Annotated in this window: 17 protein-coding genes; 3 read left to right on the top strand and 14 right to left on the bottom strand. The window is 72.7% G+C overall.

Annotation, left to right across the window (positions count from 1 at the left end):
• Positions 1 to 33: 33 nt before the first annotated feature.
• Entirely contained in the window at positions 34 to 1287 is a 1254-nt protein-coding gene (locus ACZ5UI_RS00625) for a M16 family metallopeptidase (protein ID WP_464193116.1), read from the top strand.
• A gap of 56 nt (positions 1288 to 1343) precedes the next feature.
• Positions 1344 to 1697, top strand: a complete 354-nt coding sequence (locus ACZ5UI_RS00620; protein WP_464193114.1) for a BolA family protein — start codon at positions 1344 to 1346, stop codon at positions 1695 to 1697.
• Here ACZ5UI_RS00620 and ACZ5UI_RS00615 read toward each other — a convergent pair.
• The 10 genes from ACZ5UI_RS00615 to prfB all read right to left on the bottom strand — a co-directional run bounded on the left by ACZ5UI_RS00615 (position 1694) and on the right by prfB (position 12074).
• Positions 1694 to 1984, bottom strand: a complete 291-nt coding sequence (locus tag ACZ5UI_RS00615; RefSeq protein WP_464193112.1) for a hypothetical protein — start codon at positions 1982 to 1984, stop codon at positions 1694 to 1696. The genes ACZ5UI_RS00620 and ACZ5UI_RS00615 overlap by 4 nt on opposite strands.
• 9 nt (positions 1985 to 1993) lie before the next feature.
• Positions 1994 to 3601 carry a hypothetical protein gene (locus ACZ5UI_RS00610; protein ID WP_464193110.1) on the bottom strand — a complete coding sequence of 536 codons (1608 nt, stop codon included), beginning with the start codon at positions 3599 to 3601 and terminating at the stop codon, positions 1994 to 1996.
• 9 nt (positions 3602 to 3610) lie between these two features.
• A complete protein-coding gene (locus ACZ5UI_RS00605; RefSeq protein ID WP_464193108.1) occupies positions 3611 to 4360 on the bottom strand; it encodes an ABC transporter permease in 750 nt (249 codons plus the stop codon).
• Entirely contained in the window at positions 4351 to 5046 is a 696-nt protein-coding gene (locus tag ACZ5UI_RS00600) for an ABC transporter ATP-binding protein (RefSeq protein WP_464193106.1), read from the bottom strand. Before ACZ5UI_RS00600 ends, ACZ5UI_RS00605 begins: the two co-directional genes overlap by 10 nt.
• Before the next feature lie 20 nt (positions 5047 to 5066).
• Positions 5067 to 6023, bottom strand: coding sequence for a pyridoxal-phosphate dependent enzyme (locus ACZ5UI_RS00595; protein WP_464193104.1), 957 nt, complete (start codon positions 6021 to 6023; stop codon positions 5067 to 5069).
• The gene (nadA, locus tag ACZ5UI_RS00590) at positions 6020 to 7000 is read right to left on the bottom strand and encodes a quinolinate synthase NadA (protein ID WP_464193102.1); all 981 of its coding nucleotides are present in this window, start codon (positions 6998 to 7000) and stop codon (positions 6020 to 6022) included. The genes ACZ5UI_RS00595 and nadA overlap by 4 nt, the downstream gene beginning before the upstream one ends.
• Before the next feature lie 80 nt (positions 7001 to 7080).
• On the bottom strand, positions 7081 to 7902 hold the full coding sequence (gene nadC / locus ACZ5UI_RS00585) for a carboxylating nicotinate-nucleotide diphosphorylase (RefSeq protein WP_464193100.1): 822 nt from the start codon (positions 7900 to 7902) through the stop codon (positions 7081 to 7083).
• Positions 7903 to 7912: 10 nt separating this feature from the next.
• Positions 7913 to 9517 (bottom strand): phosphodiester glycosidase family protein, encoded by a 1605-nt coding sequence (locus tag ACZ5UI_RS00580; RefSeq protein WP_464193098.1) that lies wholly within the window; start codon positions 9515 to 9517, stop codon positions 7913 to 7915.
• Positions 9518 to 9570: 53 nt separating this feature from the next.
• Positions 9571 to 11043: an aminotransferase class I/II-fold pyridoxal phosphate-dependent enzyme gene (locus ACZ5UI_RS00575; protein WP_464193096.1), complete on the bottom strand. Its 1473-nt coding sequence runs from the start codon at positions 11041 to 11043 to the stop codon at positions 9571 to 9573.
• Positions 11043 to 12074: a peptide chain release factor 2 gene (prfB, locus tag ACZ5UI_RS00570; RefSeq protein ID WP_464197731.1), complete on the bottom strand. Its 1032-nt coding sequence runs from the start codon at positions 12072 to 12074 to the stop codon at positions 11043 to 11045. Before prfB ends, ACZ5UI_RS00575 begins: the two co-directional genes overlap by 1 nt.
• A 100-nt stretch (positions 12075 to 12174) precedes the next feature.
• Between prfB and ACZ5UI_RS00565 the strand changes: the two genes are divergently transcribed.
• Positions 12175 to 12636 (top strand): hypothetical protein, encoded by a 462-nt coding sequence (locus ACZ5UI_RS00565; protein ID WP_464193093.1) that lies wholly within the window; start codon positions 12175 to 12177, stop codon positions 12634 to 12636.
• Here ACZ5UI_RS00565 and ACZ5UI_RS00560 read toward each other — a convergent pair.
• Genes ACZ5UI_RS00560 through ACZ5UI_RS00545 form a run of 4 tightly spaced genes read right to left on the bottom strand, consistent with a single transcriptional unit; the run spans position 12633 to position 18674 of the window.
• Positions 12633 to 14063, bottom strand: coding sequence for an MFS transporter (locus ACZ5UI_RS00560; protein WP_464193091.1), 1431 nt, complete (start codon positions 14061 to 14063; stop codon positions 12633 to 12635). The two genes, ACZ5UI_RS00565 and ACZ5UI_RS00560, sit on opposite strands and share 4 nt — an antisense overlap.
• A gap of 23 nt (positions 14064 to 14086) precedes the next feature.
• Positions 14087 to 16978: a preprotein translocase subunit SecA gene (gene secA, locus ACZ5UI_RS00555; RefSeq protein WP_464193089.1), complete on the bottom strand. Its 2892-nt coding sequence runs from the start codon at positions 16976 to 16978 to the stop codon at positions 14087 to 14089.
• A 46-nt stretch (positions 16979 to 17024) separates the two neighbouring features.
• A complete protein-coding gene (locus ACZ5UI_RS00550) occupies positions 17025 to 17663 on the bottom strand; it encodes a hypothetical protein (RefSeq protein WP_464193087.1) in 639 nt (212 codons plus the stop codon).
• 3 nt (positions 17664 to 17666) lie between these two features.
• Positions 17667 to 18674, bottom strand: coding sequence for a hypothetical protein (locus tag ACZ5UI_RS00545; RefSeq protein WP_464193085.1), 1008 nt, complete (start codon positions 18672 to 18674; stop codon positions 17667 to 17669).
• Positions 18675 to 18778 lie beyond the last annotated feature (104 nt).

The following is an 18778-nucleotide window of genomic DNA, read 5'->3' as shown; positions in this document are numbered from 1 at the left end:
GCAGACCGTAGCGCGACACTACCCTTGAGGGCAATGGCGCAGATCACCCACGAGGAGCTCGCCAACGGGCTTCCGCTCTACCGCGTTGGGGTCCCCGGGACCCGCGCGACGACCATCCTGGTGGCCTTCGACGCGGGCGCGCGCACCGAGCGCCCCGAGGAGAACGGGGCCGCCCACTTCCTCGAGCACCTGGTGTTCAAGGGCGGCGAGCTGTTCGACGACTACCGCAAGGTCAACGAGACCGCCGAGCGGATGGGCGCGTCGCTGAACGCGTACACCTCGCACGACCTCGTCGCCTTCCACATCACCTGCCGGGCCGAGCGCGCGATGGAGGCGCTGGACCTGCTGACGGACTTCGTCGGGCGCCCGCGCATCGACGCCGAGGAGCTCGACCGCGAGCGCGGCGTCGTCATCCAGGAGATCAACCGCGCCTTCGACCAGCCCTCGACCGTGGCCGAGTACCTGATCGACCGCGCCTCGTTCGGCGAGCACCCGCTCGGACGCCCCGTGCTCGGCCCCGAGGAGCACCTGCGCACGTTCTCGCGCGAGGCGATCGTCGGCTTCCGCGAGCGCCAGTGGGCCGGGGCCAACGGCGGCGCCTTCATCGTCGGCAACCTCGACCACGTCGACTCCGACGGTCGCACCGCCGAGCTGCTGGAGCGCTTCCCGTCGCTGCCCGCTCCTGGGCCCTACGACCCCGCGCCCGCGCCGAAGACCGAGCGCCTGGTCGAGCAGCGCGACACCAACCAGTCGCACCTGCGCATGCTCTACGCGCCCCAGGTCGACGTGCGCGATCAGGCCCAGCGCGCGGCGCTGACGATCTACTCGACGCTGCTGGGCGGCTCGATGGGCTCGCGCCTGTTCGACGAGATCCGCGAGCAGCGCGGCCTGTGCTACTCGGTCTGGTCGGTCGACCACAGCTTCGCCGACGCCCCGATCCTCCAGCTCGGCTCCGGCCTGGAGTCCAGCAAGTGCGTCGAGGCCTACACGCGCATGCGCGAGATCGTGGCCGAGCTGCACGCCGACGGGCCGTCCGTCGAGGAGGTCGAGCGCGCCCGCGCCTACGCCGCCGGCCGTCGCGTCCTGGCCTTCGAGAACACCAACGCGGTGGCCCGCTACGCGGCCAACCAGCGCATCGTGTTCGGCGAGGACGTCGATCCCGACCGGGCGATCGACGCGCTGGACGCCGTCACCGTCGATCAGGTGCGCGAGGTGGCCGCAGCGATCGATCCCGACAGCCTCGCCGTGGCCTGCGTCGGCCCGCACGACGCGGCCGAGTTCGCGTAGCCATTCCGGCATCCCGCTGGCGCGATGGCCCGCGCGCTGGCAGGATGGACGTTCGCATGTCGATCAACCACCGCGAGCTCGAGCGTTATCTCGGCCGCGTCGGTGACCGTTGGCCGATCGAGCGGGCGTGGCTCGGCGGAGCCCAGGTCGACGATGAGCGTGGCCTGGGCGCGCAGCGTGAGCGCGGGCCCGAGTTCGTCGTCGTGCTGGTCTCCGAGGCGTTCGCCGGAATCCCCTGGCTGGAACGCGTCTACGTGGCCGGCAACCTGTGGGACGCCAGCGAGATGGGCGACCACGCCGACATCCACTGCTACACGCCGACCGAGCTCGAGCGCAAGGTCGAGACGATGCGGCGCGTGCAGCGGACGCTGGCCACGGGGCTGGACCTGATGGCCGCCCCGGCCAGCTAGGCGGCGGCCGCTTCCTTGCGCGAGTCGGCGATCGCCGACGCGACGTGTTCCAGGAACGGCTGGGCGCCAGGCCAGGCCTCGGGCGAGATGTGCATCGCCATGCTGCCGGCACCGGTCGACCAGGGCCGCAGATGGATGCACCGGCGGCCCTTGTTGTCGGGATCGTCAACCGTGAGCTTCAGGTTGCGAATGTGGTAGCGCAGGTCCCCTTCGCCCGGAAACCCGAAGGCTTCCACGACCCGACCGTCGAAGGCGAAGAGGGTCCCGTCAATCCAGGTCTCCTCCATGTGTGGACCCTAGCGAGCAGCGCCGCCGTTGGCCAATCGCAGCGTGAGCCTCTGACGCACGCGGGTGACCCGCCGCGTCTGGAGCTGGCTGGTGGCCACGACCGCCTCCACCGCCAGCCGCCCGGTGCGGGCCAGCTGCCGGCGGGCGCGACCGTTCAGCGTGACGGGCACGAGCGCGACGCGATCGGCCCGGACGCTGAGCGGGCGCTGGGCGATGACGCCGCCCCGGCGCAGGCGCAGGCCGCCCACGCAGGACCGCGCGTCGGTCGCGCCGCAGCGCACGCGCAGCACCAGGCGGCCGCGGGCCGACACCGTGGCCGTCGGGTGATCGATCTGCAGCCGCGTGCGCGGCGGCGTGTACTCCGCAGCCTGCACCTGCGTCCCGGTCGGCGTCGTCAGCGCCCAGGTGGCCAGCGCGCGGCCGTCGGGGGACGCGGCGATGTGCTGGTACTGCTGCTCGGTGGTCGCCGCCGACACCGTCGTCACCTGGGGCGCCGGGACGCGGCCGAACAGCGCGGCCTGCACGGTCCCGGTCGAGCCGACCGTGTGCCGCCACACCGCGAACCCGTTGCCCGCCCCGTCGATGGCCACCTCGGGCAGCAGGCTGGAGACGGGCGACAGCGTCGTGCTCTGCCCGTCGGAGTCCAGGCCCACGACGACCGTGCCGGCCGCCGTCTGCGCCTCCCAGGCCACGACCCCGGAGCCGTTGCGGAAGGCCAGCGTCGGGGCCAGCGCCGCCACCCCGGGCGCCGACAGCTGGTCGGCCCCGCTGAACTTGTCGTCGGCCACGATCGCCACCTGCTGCACCGACACCGGCGTCGACTGCTGCACCCAGACCACGGTCGCGCCGCCTGTCCCGTCCGTCGCCACCTGGGGCGAGTCGACCGTCGCGTCGGCGGGCGTGATCCGGAAGGTCGGGCGGGCGGCCGCGCCGGCCCCGGTGATGCGCTGGCCGTACAGGACGCCGCGCGCGGTCCAGACCAGCAGCGCGCCGCCGTCCATGTCCGCGGCGCCGACCAGGTCGTCCACCCCGGCGTCGGGCGCGGTCAGCGTGGACACGGGCCCGGCCGTGCCCGCGGCCGAGATCTGCCGGGCCTTGACGATCGAGCCCTGGACGGCGGTCTGATCGATCCAGGCCACGGTGATCGAGCCGTCGGACTGCGGCACCGCCACGACGCCCAGGCCGCTGTCGCCCGGCTCAGTGACCGTCACCGGCGGGCCGAGGCGATCGTCGGCCCCGATCGTGCGCAGCGTGATCGGGATGTCGAACGGGCCGACGGGGCTGGACCAGGTCGCCACGGTGCGCCCGTTGGGCGCCGGCCACAGCCGCACGTCGTTGACCGTGCCGGTGCCGGTGGCCAGCGTGAGGCGCTCGCCGGTGCGGCCGTTGCCCAGGCGCTGGGCCTGGACCTGGGTCGTGGTGGTCGTGCCGGGCGCGCCCCACGTCCATGCGACGACGAAGCGTCCCCCCGGCGCGGCCGCGACGGCGTTGGCGCTACCGGTCGCCGCGCCACCCGGCGCGGAGACCCCGACGGCGTCGTCCCAGGCGGCGTCGGCCAGGGCGGGACCGGCGGCGAGGACCGCCACGAGCAAAGCGACAAGCGAGAAGGTGCGCACGGCGCGACCCTAATCGCCGGGCGCGACGACGCGCTCGCCCGGCGCGGTCGCGGCCCGCACGACGAGGCGCGTGAGCAGCAGCGCCGCGGCCAGCTCGACGGCCAGCAGCGCCAGCAGCACGGTCAGCTGGATGCGGGCCGCCTCCCCCGGTGACGCGCCGCCCAGGACCAGGCCGACGAACGTGCCGGGCAGCGTGACCAGGCCGACGTTGCGCGTCTGGTCCAGCGCGGGCACCAGCCCGGTCTGGACCGCGCGCTTGACCGACGGCTCCAGCGCGGCGCGGGCCGAGGCGCCCAGGGCCAGGCGCGCCTCGATCTCCTCCAGGCGGTCGCGCAGGTCCTCCAGCAGCCGACGGCCGGTGACCGACACCGCCGCCATCGCGCCGCCGATGAGGATCCCGGCGACCGGGACGATGCCCCGCGGCGTGGCCGGGAACGCCCCCGCGGCGAGCAGGACGCCGAGCGCGAACAGGGCGGGCGCACCGATCGCCAGGGCGGCGACCAGGCGGGCCCGGGCCAGCCCGTGCAGGCGGCGGCCGGAGGTGAAGGCGGCGGCCCCGAGCATCACCACGACGAACGCGGCGGCCAGGCTGACGTGCTCGAAGACGAGCGTGACCAGCAGCCCGACCGCCGTCAGCTGGACCGCGGCGCGCAGCGAGACGACGAGCAGCTCGCGCTCCAGGCCGATGCGCATGGCCCAGGACAGGCCGATCGCGGCCAGCACCAGGCCGGCGGCCACCGCGATCTGGGCTACCGCCACGCCGGCTCCGCCTCCCAGGCGTCGAGCACCGCGCCGGGCGCGCCGGCCACCACGGCGCGGCCACCGGCGATCAGGACCGCGCGGTCGGCGGCACGCCGGACCAGCGCGACGTCGTGGGTCGTCAGCACGATGGCCAATCCCTCGGCGGCCAGCTCGACGGCCAGCGCCTCGATCTCCGCGGCCCGGGCGGGGTCGAGCGCCGCGGTGGGCTCGTCCAGCAGCAACGCCTGCGGGTCGCGCGTCAGCGCCCGGGCGATCGCCACGCGGGCCCGCTCGCCGCCCGACAGCTCCCCGGCCGTGCGCACGGCGAAGTCCGCCGCCAGCCCGCTGCGGGCCAGCGCGGCGATCACCGCGCCGTCCTCCAGCGGCGCGGGCGTGGCGTAGCGCAGGTTGTCGGCCACGGTGCCCGGCAGCATCACCGGCGCCTGCGTGACCAGGCCCACGCGGCGGCGCAGCGCGCGGGGCTCGAGCGCGCGCACGTCGCTGCCGTCGACCAGGACGCGGCCCGCCGCGGGGGCCTCCAGGCGCACCAGGCAGCGCAACGCCGTCGACTTGCCGGCGCCCGACGGGCCGAGCAGCGCGGTGACCGCGCCCGCCTGCGCGCTCGCGCTCAGCCCCTGCAGCACCGGGCGTCCCGCGCGCGCCAGGTGGACGTCCTCGAGCTCCAGCAGGGACCGCATGGCCATCAGTGTCCTGAGCCGGTCGGTCAGCCGGCGACCAGCGCGGCGAAGCGCTCGGCGTCGACGTTGCCGCCGCTGAGCACGACGCCGACCCGCTCGGCCCCGTCGAGCGGGACGCGACCGGCCAGCAGCGCGGCCAGCGCGCAGGCCCCGCTGGGCTCGACGACGAGCTTGCAGCGCTCGAACAGGAAGCGCATCGCGTCGACGATCTCCGGATCGGAGGCCAGCGCGATCGCGTCGACGCGGGCCTGGATCACCGGGAACGTGCGCTCACCGGGGATCGACAGCTGCTGGCCGTCGGCGATCGTCGGCTCGACGGCGATCTCGACCCGCTCGCCGGCGGCCAGCGAGCGGCGCGTGTCGTCGCCCACCTCCGGCTCCACGCCGACCACCCGCGCGTCGGGCTGCAGCGCCTTGACCGCCGTGGCGCAGCCGGAGATCAGGCCGCCACCGCCGATCTGCGTGACGAGCAGGTCCAGCGGGCCCGCGTCCTCGATCAGCTCCAGCGCGACCGTGCCCTGGCCGGCCATCACGCGCTCGTCGTCGTAGGCGTGGATCGGCACCATCCCGCGCTCGGCCACCGCGGCGGCCAGAAGCGCCTCGCGATCCTCGGCGTAGCGGTCGAAGCGCACGATCTCCGCGCCGTATCCAGCCGTCGCGGCGACCTTGGAGGCCGGCGCGTCGTGGGGCACGAGGATCAGCGCGGGAACGTCGTGCAGCGCGGCGGCCAGCGTCAGCGCCTGGGCGTGGTTGCCCGACGACACGGTGACCACGCCGCGGGCGCGCTCGGCCGGCGACAGCTGCGCGACCGCGTTGTAGGCGCCGCGGAACTTGAAGGCGCCGACGCGCTGGAGGTTCTCGGCCTTGAGCAGGACCTGCGCGCCGACGCGCTCGTCCAGCGTGCGTGAGCGCACGACGGGCGTGCGGTGGGCGACCCCGTCCAGCCGGGCCGCCGCCGCCCGCACGTCGTCGAGTGCGATCAACTGATGGCGACCATGCGCTCGATCGGGAGCTTGGCGCGCTCCGCGATCTCGGCAGGGACCTTGACCTCGTACTTCATGTCGCGCAGCCCGTCGCGCAGGTTGGCCAGCGTGATCATCTTCATGAACTTGCAGCTGGCGCGCTCGTTGGCGGCGACGAAGTCGATGTCCGGCGCGGCCATCTGCAGCTGGTGCATCATGCCGATCTCGGTGGCCATCACGACCGTGCCGCCGTCGCCCGCGTGCTCCTTGGCGTACTCGAGCATCCCGCCCGTGCTGAGCATGTGCACGCCCTTGGGGTCGACGTCGCCCGCGGCCACGTACTCCATCACCGAGGTCGAGCAGCCGCACTCCGGGTGGATCAGGAAGTCGGCGCCGGGGTGCGCGGCGCGCACGTCGGCGATGTCCGACGGGCGGATGCCGGCGTGCACGTGGCACTCGCCGTCCCACACGTGCATCGCGCGCCCGAGCTGCTTCTCGACGTAGGCGCCCAGGAACATGTCCGGCCCGAACAGGATCTCGGTGTCGGGACCGTTCTCGCGCAGGATGTGCTCGACGACCTTGACCGCGTTGGACGAGGTGCAGCAGTAGTCCGTCAGCGCCTTGACCTCGGCCGTCGTGTTGACGTACATGACCGTGACCGCGCCCGGGTGCTTGGCCTGCCAGGCGCGCAGCTGCTCGGGCGTGATCGAGTCGGCCAGCGAGCAGCCCGCGTCGAGGTCCGGGATCAGGACGGTCTTCTCGGGGCTGAGGATCGACGCCGTCTCGGCCATGAAGTGCACGCCGCAGAAGGCGATCACCGGGGCGTCGGTCGCGGCGGCCATCTGGGACAGGCCGAGCGAGTCGCCGACGTAGTCGGCCACGTCCTGGACCTCAGCGACTTGGTAGTTGTGCGCCAGGATGACGGCGTCGCGCTCCTTGGCCAGGGCGCGCACCTCTTCCTTCAGGGCGGGGATGTTCTCGAGGGTGAGGAGGCTCACGGGGAACTCCGATTCGGAGAAGGTGAGGACGCCTCCAATTCTACCGAGGCGGGGGTCCCAGCTCCGGGGACCGGCGTCCGTCAGGTGTTGGAGAACAGCAGCGACAGATCGAGCGTCGGCGCCGAGTGGGTCAGCGCGCCGAGCGAGACGAAGTCCACGCCGGTCTCGGCGACCGCCCGCAGGCCGTCCTGGGTGATGCCGCCGCTGGCCTCGGTCTGCGCGCGCCCGCCGATCTGCGCGACGGCGGCGCGCAACTCGTCCGGCGTCATGTTGTCCAGCAGCAGGCGGGGCGCGCCGGCGGCCAGCGCCTCGTCGATCTCGGCCGGGTCGCGCACCTCGACCTCGATCAGCAGCTCGGGGCTGGCCGCCCGCGCGGCCGCGACGGCCGCGCCGATCCCGCCCGCGGCGGCGATGTGGTTCTCCTTGATGAGGATCGCGTCGAACAGCCCGATGCGGTGGTTGGCCGCTCCGCCCGCCTTCACCGCCGCCTTCTCGAGCAGACGCAGGCCCGGCGTCGTCTTGCGGGTGTCGAGGATGGTCGCCCCCGTGCCCGCGACCGTCTGCGCGGCGCGCGCGGCGGCGGTGGCCACGCCCGACAGGTGCCCGAGCAGGTTCAGCGCCGTCCGCTCGCCGGTCAGCAGCGCCCGCGCCGGCCCCTCGACACGCGCGACCTCGCCGCCCTCGCGCCACACGCCCTCGGCGGTCAGCGCGTCGAAGCGGATCGTCGGCTCGAGCTGGCGGAACGTCTCGCGCGCCGCGTCCAGGCCGTAGATCACGCCCGGCTGCTTCTGGACGATGGTCGCCGACGCCTGCACGTCGGCCGGGATCGTGGCCTGGGTGGTGACGTCGCCGGAGCCGACATCCTCGGCCAGCGCTGCGGCGACGAGCTGGGACAGCTCCATGGCGCCGAGGCTAGCGGCGACGGACGGTGCGGACCAACAGAATCGACAGCGCCGAGACGAGCAGCACGGCGATGCCGATCGACAGCAGGATCCAGGGCAGCGCGTCGTCGTGCTGGGGCTTGGCCTGCGCGGGCGTCGCCGGTGCGCCGTCGTCGGCGGGCGGGGCCGGCGTCGGGGGTGTCGCGGCGGGCTTCGTCGTCGCGGCGGGGACGACCGTGAAGTCCTTGGCCACGTTGGTGCTGTCGCCGAGCGTCGTGACGATCGCCTGCCAGCGCCCGGGCCGCAGCGTCATCCCGCTGGGCAGCGGGATGCGGTGGACGCCCGGCGGCAGCTTGCGCTGAACGACGATGAAGACCTGGCCCCTGGGGTTGTGGAGGCTGACGCTGAACCGGGCCGTGCGCACCGTGGTGAACGAGAGCGACGGCGCCTGAGCGCCGGCCTGACGCTTGCCGACCGTCACCCGCGCGACCGCATCGCCGTCACCGCGATCGGCGACGAAGTACACGAGCTGGTTGCCGACCGGGCGCTCGACCCCGTCGGACGGCTTGTTCAGCAGGCGCCCGTTGATGGCCACCGACGTCGATCCGCCCGAGTCGAAGCTCATCGCCGTGACCGCCCCGCGCCGCTTGAGGTCCTTAGCCACCTCGGCGATGGTCAGCCCGGTCGAGCCGTCGCCAAGGTCGGCGGCGTAGAAGAGGATGCGCCCGTCGCGCAGCTGGGCCACGGCGGTGCGCGCGTCGGGCGGAACGAGCTGCCCGGAGGTGAACTCGCGCGAGGAGCCCTTGACGGAGAAGACGATCTTGCCGTTGTGGATCAGCACCGGCCCACCGCCGACCGCGGAGGCCACGTCGGGCGCCAGCGGACCCAGGCGATAGGTGAACCGCAGGTCCTGACCGGCACGCACCCTGGCCAGCTCCCGCGCGGCCGTGCCCGAGGCCTGGAACAGCTGGTCGGTGCTCTCGTTGGGCGGGATCGGCAGGCGGCCCGCGCTGGACTTGCGGACCCGCATCGTGCCGTAGCCGCTCCACGTCTCGTGGCGATCGTCGAGAATCCCGCCGGTCAGACGGGTGAGCACGTCGCGGCCCCCGCCCGCCGGGGTGCTTGGCCCCCAGCCGCGGTCGTAGAAGACGGTCCCGTTGGGATCGGAGCGGACGTTGACCTCGAAGGGCAGGACCTTGCGCGACGGCAGCTTCAGCGTGCCCCGCGCCCGCGGACGGCTCGTGCTCAGCCGGCCGCGGCCGTCGATCTGCAGCGCCGGCCGCTCACCCTGGGGCTGGTTGTAGACGATGCCGTCGATCAGCAGCAGCCCGCTCGGCTGCCCGGTGGCGTACTCGAACAGGTCCGCGTTGATGGCCACCGCGGTGCCGTGGCGCGAGAGCTGCTTGGAGACGGCGCTGACCGTGGCCGCGCCCTCGGAGACGATCCCGCCCGGCAGCGCGGGCATCAGCACGCGGTTCCCGCCGGGCCGGGGCATCGTCACGACCGTGACCATCGAGGTGTCGCGCCCGTAGGTCACGCGCTCGTGGCGGACCTGGATGCCGGCGGCGGCGTCCGCGACGCCGGGCAGCGCGCACAACGCGACCAGCACGGCGATCAGGGCGACCCGCGGCGACATCTTCCCTCTATGTCGGCATCCAGGCCTCCCGGCTGCAACCGGGGTCCCGTTCGTCAGCCGGCCAGGACGTTGATCGTGGCGAACTCGGGGTCGCTGGCGCCGTGCAGGCGCGCCCCCGCGACACGCAGCTCGCGCAGGTAGGCGACGAGCTCGGCGGTGATGCGCTCGCCGGGCAGCAGCGCGGGAATCCCGGGCGGGTAGCCGGCGATCGACTCGCACGAGATGCGGCCAACCGCGTCGTCGACCGCCACCACCTCGCTCTGGCCCAGGAACGCCTCGCGCGGCGGTACGACGACGTCGTAGCTGAGCGTCGACATCGGCCGGCGGATCGCCTCCCGGGCGCCGTCCACCGCGATGCGCTTGATCGTCTCCTCGACGTCGCCACCCACGCGGATCAGGTCGTTCTCGGGCTGGGAGATGCCCAGCAGCAGCACGAACGTCGCCTGCGTGGCCAGCTCGACCTGCACGTCGTAGGACTGGCGCAGCGCGTCGGCCACCTCGTAGCCGGTGCGGCCGGTCTCGCGCACGTCGACGACGACCCGCAACGGGTCCCAGTCGGCCACGCCGGGCCGGCCGACCTGCTCCTCGCCCACCACGCTCACGCACGGGATCGAGGCCAGCTTGTCGCGCAGACGTCGCGATCCGGCCAGCGTCTCGTGCAGGAGCGCCTCGCCGTGCACGGCCAGCTGCCGGCGGGCGGCATCCAGCGAGATCATCAGCAGCGACGACGGCGACGTCGAGCGCAGCAGGCGCAGCGCATGGGCCACGCGGTCGGCGTCGACCCGGCCGCTGCCGGACACGTGCAGCATCGCCGACTGCGTCAGCGAGCCCGTGATCTTGTGCGTCGAGGTGACCGTCGCGTCGGCGCCCTGCTGCAGCGCGCCGGCGGGCAGGTCGGGATGGAAGCCGAAGTGCGGGCCCCACGACTGGTCGACGATCAGCGGCACCCCGGCGTCGTGGGCGACCTGTGCGCAGGCGGGCACGTCGGCGACCATCCCGTAGTAGGTCGGCGAGACGATGAACGCGGCGGCCGCCTGCGGCGTCGCCGCCAGCGCCTCGCGCAGCCCGTCGGGCGTCACCCCGTGGGCCATGCCCAGCTCCTCGTCGTAGGCCGGCGCCACGAACGACGGCAGCCCGCCCGACAGGACGAGGCCGTCGACCAGCGAGGCGTGCGAGTTGCGCTGGGCGACGACGCGTGTGCCCAGCGGGGCCAGGGCCAGGGCCAGCGCGTGGTTGCCCTGCGTCGCGCCGTTGGTCAGGAAGAAGGTGCGCGCGGCGCCGTAGGCCTGGGCGGCCAGCGCCTCGGCGCGCTCGTAGGGCGTCGGGGACGGGCCCACGTCGATGCCCCGGATGTCCTGGGGCACGTCGACCATCAGCGCGTCGTCGCCCAGCGCGTGGCGCAGGCCCGGATCGGCGCCCGGGCCGCCCTTGTGGCCCGGCACGTGGAAGCGGCCCGGTCCGCGGAAGCCGTAGGCGACGACGGCGTCCAGGTACGGCGCGGTGGGCTGCTCCCCCGCGTCGGCCATCACTTGTCTCCCGCGGACCTCAGCAGCTCGGCCCGCACGAACCCGTCCAGATCGCCGTCGAGCACGCTCTGCGCGTTGCCGACCTCGACGTTGGTGCGGTGGTCCTTGACCATCGTGTACGGGTGCAGCACGTAGGAGCGGATCTGGCTGCCGAAGTTGACGTCCTGGGCCTCGCCCTTCTCGCGCGCGATCTCCTCCTGGCGCTTGCGCTCCTCCAGCTCGGCCAGCTTGCCGCGGAGCATGCCCATCGCGGTCGCGCGGTTGGCCGACTGCGAGCGCTCGTTCTGGCACTGCACGACGATGCCGCTGGGCCGGTGGGTGATGCGCACGGCGGAGTCGGTCTTGTTGACGTGCTGGCCGCCGGCGCCGGACGCCCGGTAGGTGTCGACCTGCAGGTCGTCGTCCTCGATGACCACCTCGGCGGCGTCCTCGACCACGGGCGCGACCTCGACGCCGGCGAAGCTCGTCTGGCGGCGGTTGGCCGAGTCGAACGGGCTCAGGCGCACGAGGCGGTGCACGCCGCGCTCGGCCACGTACAAGCCGTAGGCGTTGTCGCCGCCGGCCAGGAACGTGGCCGACTTGATGCCGGCCTCCTCCCCGGGGCTGGCCTCGAGCAGCTCGACCTTGAAGCCGCGCTTCTCGGCCCAGCGCATCTCCATCCGCAGGACCATCTCGGCCCAGTCCTGCGCGTCGGTGCCGCCCGCGCCCGCGTTGACGGTGACCAGCGCGTCGCCGTGGTCGTAGCGGCCGGAGAACAGCCGCTCCAGCTCGAGCGTCTCCAGCCGGTCCTCGACGCTGGCGATCTGCGCGTCGACCTCCCCGGCCAGCGAGTCGTCCTCCTCGGCCAGCTCCAGCAGGCCTTCGAGGTCCTCGACGTCGGTCTCCAGGCTGCGGATCGTCTCGAGCTTGCGGTTGGCCGACGCGTGGTCGCGCGAGACCTTCTGGGCGGTCACCGGGTCGTCCCAGAAGCCCGGCTCCTGCATCTGCTGCTCGAGCATCGAGACCTGCTCCGCCAGCGCGTCGGGGTCCATGCTGTCGCGCAGCGGTCCCAGCGCCTCCTTGGCGGCGGTGATGCGCTGCTGCGGGCTGTCATTCGGCGAGGCCACGACCCCTGAAGGTATCTTCTCGCTGGTGCTGAGCCTCGTGACACTCCCGCCGAAGCTGGTCATGCGAGCGCTCGATGACCTGCATGCGCTCGCGGTCGCGGCGCAGTCGCTGCCCGAGATCGAGGAGCGGATCCTCACGCGGGTGGCCGAGATCCAGCAGCAGCTCGGCGAGGCGCTGGAGATCGGGCGCTCGGTCGAGGCGCGCGGCGCCGGCCTGCAGGACCTGGGTGAGCGTCTGGACGCGCGGGCCGGCGAGATCCTCGGCCTGGCCGGTGGGCTGGAGGACGCGGCGCGCGGCGTGGCCGACCAGGGCGCGGCCGTCGCGGCGGCGCTGCCCTCGCTGGAGGCGGCGATCAGCACGATCGACGAGATGAACCGCTCGGCCGAGGCGATGGCCGCGGTGGCCGAGCCGCTGCACGGGGCCGCCGAGCGCCTGGGTCGCATCGTCGACCGCCTGCCCGGCGGCGCGCGGCCGCCCCGGGCCTAGGCCACCGGCGCCTTCGCGCGCCGGCCGATGAACAGCGCGATGACCGCCAGGCTGCCCAGCGCCAGCACGACGTCGAGGCGCAGCCCGGCCTGCAGGCCGGCGGTGAACGCCTCGCGCTCCCCCTGGGCGCTGCCGCGATCGTGCGACAGGCTCACCGCGCTGAACACGGCGGTCGTCAGCCCCAGGCCGATCGACCCGCCGGCGATCTGGGCCATGTACATCACGCCGCCGCCGAGGCTGGCCCGGGCCTGGTCCAGCGACGTGATGGCCACGGTGGTCAGCGTCGAGTAGAACAGCCCCACGCCGATGCCCGCCAGCACCAGCCCGGGCACCAGCACGACGTAGCGGCTGTCGGCCTGCACGAAGGACAGCGCGAGCATCCCCAGCGGGATCAGCGTGCCCCCGACGAGCAGCAGGCGCCGCCCGCCGACGCGCTCATACAGCGGCCCGGCGGCGAACGCGAACACCGAGAAGACGGCCATGAAGGGCAGGAAGCCCAGCCCGGAGTCGATCGCGTCGAAGCCCATCAGGCGCTGCATCGCCTGCGGGATGAAGAACAGGATCGAGAAGAACGTCGCGGACATCAGCAGCGTGGCCAGGCACGCCGCGATGAACGGCCGGTTGCGGGCCACGTCGTCGGGGATCAGCGCGCTGGTGCCGGCGCCACGTTCGATGAGCACGAAGGCGGCCAGCCCGGCCAGGCAGACGGCGAACAGCGCCAGCACGCGCGGGTCGCCCCAGCCCCAGTCGCTGGCCTGGTCGAGCGCGACGAGCAGGGCGATCAGCCCGACCGACAGCGCGGCGACGCCCTTGTAGTCGAGCGTCTCGTCGGTCGGCTCGGGTGGTTGGGCGGGCACGTTGCGGTAGGTGATCGCGACGGCCAGCGCGGCCAGCGGCACGTTGATCAGCAGCACCCAGCGCCAGCTCGCCTCCTCGGTCAGCACGCCGCCCAGCAGCGGGCCCAGCGCGTTGCCGATGCCGCACACGCCGAGGATCAGCGGGCCGGCCAGCGCTTGGCGCGACGCGGGCAGCACCTGGTAGGTCAGGCCGAGCACCGCGGGCCACATCAGCGCCCCGCCGATCCCCATCAGCGCGCGGCCGACGATCAGCAGCTCGATGCTCGGGGCCGCGCCCGAGACCGCCGAGAACAGCGCGAAGATGCCCGCGCCGGCGAAGAACGTCGCGCGCCGGCCGTACAGGTCGGCGATGCGCCCGCCGGTGACGATCAGCACGCCGAAGACCAGGGCGTAGGCGTTGATCACCCACTGCACCGTGGTCACGTCGGTGTCGAGCTCGCCCTCCATCCGCGGGAGGGCGACGCTCAGCGCCGTGAAGTCGTTGGCGATCAGGAACAGCGCCGCCGACAGCGCCACGAGCGCGGTGACCGTGCTGCGGCTGAGTCGCTCCTGGACGTCCGGGCCCGCCATGCGGGCGGGACGCTACCGCGCGGTCAGGAGCCGTGGCACTTCTTGTACTTCTTGCCCGACCCGCACCAGCACGGGTCGTTGCGTCCGACCTGCTCGGACTCGTCGACGCGCCGCTGCTGGACCGGCTGGGGCAGCAGGCCCTCGGCCGTGTCCTCCGTGTCGAGGTCGGTGTCCAGCGGCTGCCCGGAGGCCGCCGCCTGCGCCGCCGCGGCGCTGATCGCGCTCGCGCCGACCGGGCCACCGCCCGAGGAGTAGGAGACCGAACGCGTGGAGGAGCCGGTCGACGAGCCGCTGCTGCGGTAGGTCTGCGACGGCTCGGGCTCCGGCGGCGGCTGCTGCACCTCGACCTGGACGTTGAAGATCATCCGGGTGAAGTCGGCCCAGATGGAGTTCATCAGGTCGGTGAAGAGATCGAACGCCTCGTTCTTGTAGGCGATGATCGGCTCGATCTGGGCGAACCCGCGCAGGTGGATGCCCTCGCGCAGGTAGTCCATGTCGTAGAGGTGCTCGCGCCAGCGCTCGTCGATGATCTGCAGCAGCAGGTAGCGCTCGAGCGCGCGCATCAGCTCTTCGCCGAGCTGCTCCTCGCGCGTGGTGTAGTTGTCGCCCGCCTGGCCCATCAGCTTGTCGACGAGCTCGGTGCGGTCGAACGTCTCGCCCTGGAAGTCCGCGGGGTCGGCGTCGAACGGGAAGATCTGGTTGACGGCGTCGATCAGGCCGGGGACGTCCCAGTCCTCGACGTACTCGCTGGCCGTGTACTCGTCGACCATGCGCTCGAGGACCTTGGCGATCTCCTCGCGCGCCTGCTCGCTCATGTCGCGACCCTCGAGGATCTCGTCGCGGTAGGCGTAGACGACGCGGCGCTGCTCGTTCATGACGTCGTCGTACTCGAGGACGCGCTTGCGGATGAGGAAGTTCTGCTCCTCGACGCGCCGCTGCGCCTTCTCGATCTGCTTGGTCAGCATCTTCGCCTCGATGGGCTCCTCGTTGCCCTCGTCGTCGACGGTGCCGAGGCGGTCGAGGATGCGGTAGATGCGGTCGCCCGCGAACAGGCGGACGAGGTCGTCCTCGGAGGACAGGAAGAAGCGTGACTCGCCGGGGTCGCCCTGGCGGCCCGCGCGTCCGCGCAGCTGGTTGTCGATGCGGCGCGACTCGTGGCGCTCGGTGCCGACGATGAACAGCCCGCCGGCCTCCATCACGATCTGGCGGTCGGCCTCGACGCGCTCCTCGATCTTGGGCAGGATCTGGGCGAAGCGCTCGTCGTAGTCGGGCTCGCCCGGCTGCAGGCCGAGCTTGATGAGCTCCTGGCGCGTGAGGTGCTCGGCGTTGCCGCCCAGCTTGATGTCGACGCCGCGACCCGCCATGTTCGTGGCGATCGTGACCGCGCCGGGGCGGCCGGCCTCGGCGATGATCTCGCCCTCGCGCTCGGCGTACTCGGGCTTGGCGTTCAGCACCGTGTGGGCGATGCCCAGCTTGCGCAGCTGCTGGCTGAGCAGCTCGGAGGTCTCGACGGAGATCGTGCCGACGAGGACCGGCTGCTGAAGATCGTGACGCTCCTTGATGGCGCGCACGACGGCCGACCACTTGCCGTCCTTGGTCTTGTAGACCTGGTCGTTCTCGTCCTTGCGGACCATGTCGCGGTTCGTCGGGACCTGGACCACACCGAGCTTGTAGATCTTCATGAACTCGGTCGCCTCGGTCAGCGCCGTGCCCGTCATCCCGCCGAGCTTGTCGTACATGCGGAAGTAGTTCTGCAGGGTGATCGTGGCGAGCGTCTGGTTCTCCTCCTGGACGCGCACCCCCTCCTTGGCCTCGACGGCCTGGTGCAGACCCTCGGACCAGCGCCGGCCCTCCATGATGCGGCCGGTGAACTCGTCGATGATCTTCACCTCGCCGTCCACGACGGCGTAGTCGACGTCGCGCTTGTAGAGCGCCTCGGCCTTCAGGGACTGCTGCAGGTGGTTGACCAGGTGCCCGTTCTCGGCCCGGTACAGGTGGTCGATCCCGAGGAAGCGCTCGGTCTTGGCCACGCCCTGCTCGGTCACCGCGACGGTCTTGTGCTTCTCGTCGAACTCATAGTCGTACTCGGCCATGAAGTCCTTCTTGGCCCGCGGGTCCATGCCCTCGGGGCGCTCGCCGGCGGTCAGCTGCTTGGCCAGCTTGGCGAACTTGACGTAGAAGTCGGCGGCGGCCTCGGGCGCGCCGGAGATGATCAGCGGGGTGCGCGCCTCGTCGATGAGGATGTTGTCGACCTCGTCGACGATCGCGAAGGCGTGCGACGTGAGCGGCTTCTTGCCGGACTCGTCGAAGCGGCCGCCGTGCTGGACCTTCTCCTCGATCGAGGTGGCCATGTTGTCGCGCAGGTAGTCGAAGCCGAACTCGGAGTTCGTGCCGTAGGTGACGTCCGCGGCGTAGGACAGTCGCTTGTCCTCGTAGGCCTGCATGTTCTGCAGGACGCCCCACTTGACGCCGAGCGCCTCGTAGATCGGCGACATCCACTCGGCGTCGCGGCGGGCGAGGTAGTCGTTGACCGTGACGACGTGGACGCCGATGCCGGGCAGCGAGTTCAGGACGACGGGGAGCGTCGCGGTGAGGGTCTTGCCCTCGCCGGTGCGCATCTCGGAGATCGACCCGTCGTGCAGGACCATCCCGCCGATCATCTGCACGTCGAAGTGGCGCATGCCCATCGTGCGCTTGCCGACCTCGCGCACCAGCGCGAAGGTCTCGGGCAGCAGGTCGTCGAGGCTCGTGCCGTTGCGCGCGCGCTCGCGCAACTCGTCGGCGCGGCCGAGGAGCTCCTCGTCGGACTCGAGCTCGAGCTCAGGCTCGAAGGCGTTGATCCGCGCGACGCGCTTCTCGTAGGACTTGAACTGCTTGGCCTCTCCGGCGCGAAGGGCGCGGTCCAGCAGGGACATGGGTTTCAGACTACCAACGGCCTGATGTGGGCCAGATAAGGAACGATCACGTTTTTGTAGGCGGTGGCGCCGGTCGCTCGATGACCGCCCGTCCGCGGAACCCGACCGTCAACGCGTAGGCCCCGATCAGGATCAGCACGACGCCGATCACCAGGCCGATCATCGACACCGCCGACGCGTGCTCGTGTGCCCGTCCGACCGCGTAGAAGAAGCCGAAGGTGCTGCCGCCGTCGATGAACGTGCAGCGCGCCGAGGTCGGGCCCGGGGTCGCGTCGAACGTGGCGATCTGGATGCCGACGGAGGTCTGGATCCGCGTCAGCTGCCGGGCCCCGCTGAGCGTCGTCGTCGTCTCGTCGGAGCGACGCACCGCGCACGTCACGTCGGTGACCTCCCACTCGACCATCGACGTCGGGTCGTTGATCAGGATCAGCTGGTAGCGCGCGTCCTTGGCGTCGAAGCTCACCGGGTTGCCGATCTGCGCGCGGTCGCCCGCCAGCACCACCGCCGCGGTCTGCACCAGCCACAGGGTGGCCCCGCCCGCGATCGCCAGCACGATGCCGACGGCGGTCAGCCACGCGCCCGCCTTGAGCCAGCCCTGGCGGTGCTCGGTGCGCACCCGCAGGCGCGCCGGCGGCCGCGGCGCGACCGGGGGCGGCGCGGCGGGGCCGTCCGTCCCCGCGCCCACCGCTCAGCCGCCCATCGCGCGGCGGTAGGCCTGGCTCATGCCCAGGTCGCGACCGATCCGCTGCATCCAGCGGGTGCGCGCCTGCGGCCACTCGCCGGCGGCGATCCCCTGGTGGCGGGCCATCTGCTCCTGGCGCTCCTCGGAGACGTCCCAGCCCGCGGCGGCCACCGCCTGTTGCACCGCCACGAAGGCCTCCCAGCTGACCGGATCGTCGACGGTGGTGGGATCGCCATCGACGGCCACGCCCGCCCTGGCCAGCATCCGCGCCGCGAAGCCGTCGGGCTGCAGCACCGGGCTGGCCGGCGCCGCCTGGTCGCCCGCTGGGCCCGCCCCGCCCTGCCCGCCCAGGCTGATCCCGATCAGCCGCCCGGGCGCGTCGGCGTCGGTGCCCCAGGCCGGCGGCCGGCCGACGCCCGGATCGTCCATCGCCGCCTGCGCCCAGTCGATCTTCGCCTTGTCGGGCCGGCCGGGATCCACCCACACCGGCACGGTCACGCCCGCGGCGAACAGATGGCTGGCGTAGAAGACCGGCTGGACCTTCTCGATCGTCAGCTCGTAGGCCTCCTCCCCGGGGATCTCGACCACCGCCGTGGCATCGACGACCCGCCCCATGCCCATCAGGATCTTGCGCTCGTCCAGCCGCTCGATCGTCGCGGTGGCCGAGGCCCAGCGCGCACGCGCCTTGCCCAGGCCGTCGCTGTCGTCGTCGATGCCCGACGGCGGCGGCGTCTTCAGCGACTTCCACTTGAACAGGTCGACCTCGTTGAGGTCGATCACGACCGCCTTCTGGTCGACGCGCACGGCCACCGGCTGGCCCAGGCGCACGTCCATGTCCGGATGCAGCCGCTGCCGCACCCCGTGGACGCTGCCCTGCACGTCCACGGCGTACTCGTCGAGCCGCACCGGCGAATCGTCCTTGGTCCAGCGCACGCGGATGCCGACGATCCGTCCGGACGCCGGCGCACCGCGATCGAGGATCTTCGCCGGATCCGGACCGAACAGCGGACTCATGGCACCTCCCGAGGGTGAATGAGGAGGTCAGTATTTCCGCGCCGCCCGGTCGCGTCAGTCTCACGCCGGTCTCGACTTGCGCCGCTGGCGCCGCGAGAATGCGT

The sequence above is a fragment of the Conexibacter sp. JCM 18997 genome, from assembly GCF_055391915.1.
This window is presented reverse-complemented; position numbering and strand designations above follow the sequence as displayed.

What these genes read in the sequence shown, in the direction of transcription:
- ACZ5UI_RS00625 (WP_464193116.1), top strand. Translation starts at nt 34, where the DNA reads ATGGCGCAGATCACCCACGAGGAGCTCGCCAACGGGCTTCCGCTCTAC.
- ACZ5UI_RS00620 (WP_464193114.1), top strand. Translation starts at nt 1,344, where the DNA reads ATGTCGATCAACCACCGCGAGCTCGAGCGTTATCTCGGCCGCGTCGGT.
- ACZ5UI_RS00615 (WP_464193112.1), bottom strand. Translation starts at nt 1,984, where the DNA reads ATGGAGGAGACCTGGATTGACGGGACCCTCTTCGCCTTCGACGGTCGG.
- ACZ5UI_RS00600 (WP_464193106.1), bottom strand. Translation starts at nt 5,046, where the DNA reads ATGGCCATGCGGTCCCTGCTGGAGCTCGAGGACGTCCACCTGGCGCGC.
- nadC (WP_464193100.1), bottom strand. Translation starts at nt 7,902, where the DNA reads ATGGAGCTGTCCCAGCTCGTCGCCGCAGCGCTGGCCGAGGATGTCGGC.
- ACZ5UI_RS00580 (WP_464193098.1), bottom strand. Translation starts at nt 9,517, where the DNA reads ATGTCGCCGCGGGTCGCCCTGATCGCCGTGCTGGTCGCGTTGTGCGCG.
- ACZ5UI_RS00575 (WP_464193096.1), bottom strand. Translation starts at nt 11,043, where the DNA reads ATGGCCGACGCGGGGGAGCAGCCCACCGCGCCGTACCTGGACGCCGTC.
- prfB (WP_464197731.1), bottom strand. Translation starts at nt 12,074, where the DNA reads ATGGACCCCGACGCGCTGGCGGAGCAGGTCTCGATGCTCGAGCAGCAG.
- ACZ5UI_RS00560 (WP_464193091.1), bottom strand. Translation starts at nt 14,063, where the DNA reads ATGGCGGGCCCGGACGTCCAGGAGCGACTCAGCCGCAGCACGGTCACC.
- secA (WP_464193089.1), bottom strand. Translation starts at nt 16,978, where the DNA reads ATGTCCCTGCTGGACCGCGCCCTTCGCGCCGGAGAGGCCAAGCAGTTC.
- ACZ5UI_RS00545 (WP_464193085.1), bottom strand. Translation starts at nt 18,674, where the DNA reads ATGAGTCCGCTGTTCGGTCCGGATCCGGCGAAGATCCTCGATCGCGGT.